Here is a 1366-nt window from a genome sequence, read left to right as displayed (position 1 = left end):
GGGTTGAAATGACATTTCACTCATGAAATCATGAAGACTATAATGACTGGTCTTTCTGAAGCGCATTAAGGCAGTTTGTCGCTAAAGCAAGCCTTGGTGCATCACGTTTTAAGGATAAATCAATGAAATCGCTCAAATCATTTTTGATCTGGGGCATTGTGGTTTTGGTAGGCTTGGCCTCCTTTACTACTTTAGCTCTCAGCCGTGGCGAGCAAGTCAGTGCGATTTGGATGGTTACGGCCGCCATTTCGGTATACTGCATTGCCTACCGTTTCTACAGTCTTTACATTGCCAACCGTGTGATGCAGCTTGATCCTAACCGTCTGACTCCGGCAGAACGCCACAATGACGGCTTGGACTATGTTCCCACACATAAAGGCGTACTGTTCGGCCACCACTTTGCCGCTATTGCCGGCGCAGGCCCTCTGGTTGGTCCTGTATTGGCAGCGCAAATGGGTTATCTGCCCGGTACTTTGTGGATTATCTTCGGCGTGGTATTTGCCGGTGCCGTACAGGATATGATGGTACTATTTGTTTCTATGCGCCGTGACGGTAAGTCTTTGGGCGATATCGTGAAACAAGAACTCGGTACCGTTCCCGGCGTGATTGCATCCATTGGTATTTTGATGATTATGGTCATCATTATGGCGGTGTTGGCGCTGATTGTTGTGAAAGCATTGGTTCACAGCCCTTGGGGTACGTTCACCATCGCAGCGACTATGCCGATTGCTCTGTTTATGGGTATTTACACCCGTTATATCCGTCCGGGCAAAATCGGCGAGATTTCCATCGTCGGCTTTATTTTGCTGATGTTGGCCGTGATTTACGGTGAAGATGTTGCCCACAGCTCCTTCGGTCACTGGTTCGACCTTGACGGCATTCAGCTGACTTGGGCGATTATGATTTACGGTTTCGTGGCTTCCGTATTGCCGGTTTGGCTCTTGCTGACTCCGCGCGACTATCTGTCTACCTTCCTGAAAATCGGTACGATTGCAGCTTTGGCTTTGGGTATCGTTATTGTTAACCCGACTCTGCAAATGCCTGCAGTTACCCACTTTATCGATGGTTCAGGCCCGGTATTCTCTGGTGCATTGTTCCCATTCTTGTTCATTACCATTGCTTGTGGTGCAGTTTCAGGCTTCCATGCGCTGATTTCTTCAGGTACCACTCCAAAAATGGTGGAAAACGAAACCCACGTCCGCATGATCGGTTACGGCGGCATGATTATGGAAAGCTTTGTGGCTATTATGGCGCTGGCTGCCGCCGCTTCGCTTGAGCCAGGCGTGTACTTTGCGATGAACAGCCCGGCCGCGCTGATTGGTACAGATGCCAACACAGCTGCCGAAGTCATCACCACTAAACTGAA

The 1366-nt window shown here is 49.5% G+C and carries 1 protein-coding gene; it reads left to right on the top strand.

Features of this window, described 5'->3' with window-relative positions:
* Positions 1–122: 122 nt before the first annotated feature.
* A partial coding sequence (locus tag ACTHUE_RS19180) for a carbon starvation CstA family protein (RefSeq protein ID WP_440424188.1) occupies positions 123–1366 on the top strand: 1244 nt, incomplete at its 3' end.

Source organism: Neisseria sp. P0021.S005, from assembly GCF_051956955.1.
The sequence above is the reverse complement of the archived record's forward strand: the minus strand, read 5'-3'. Positions and strand labels throughout refer to the sequence as shown.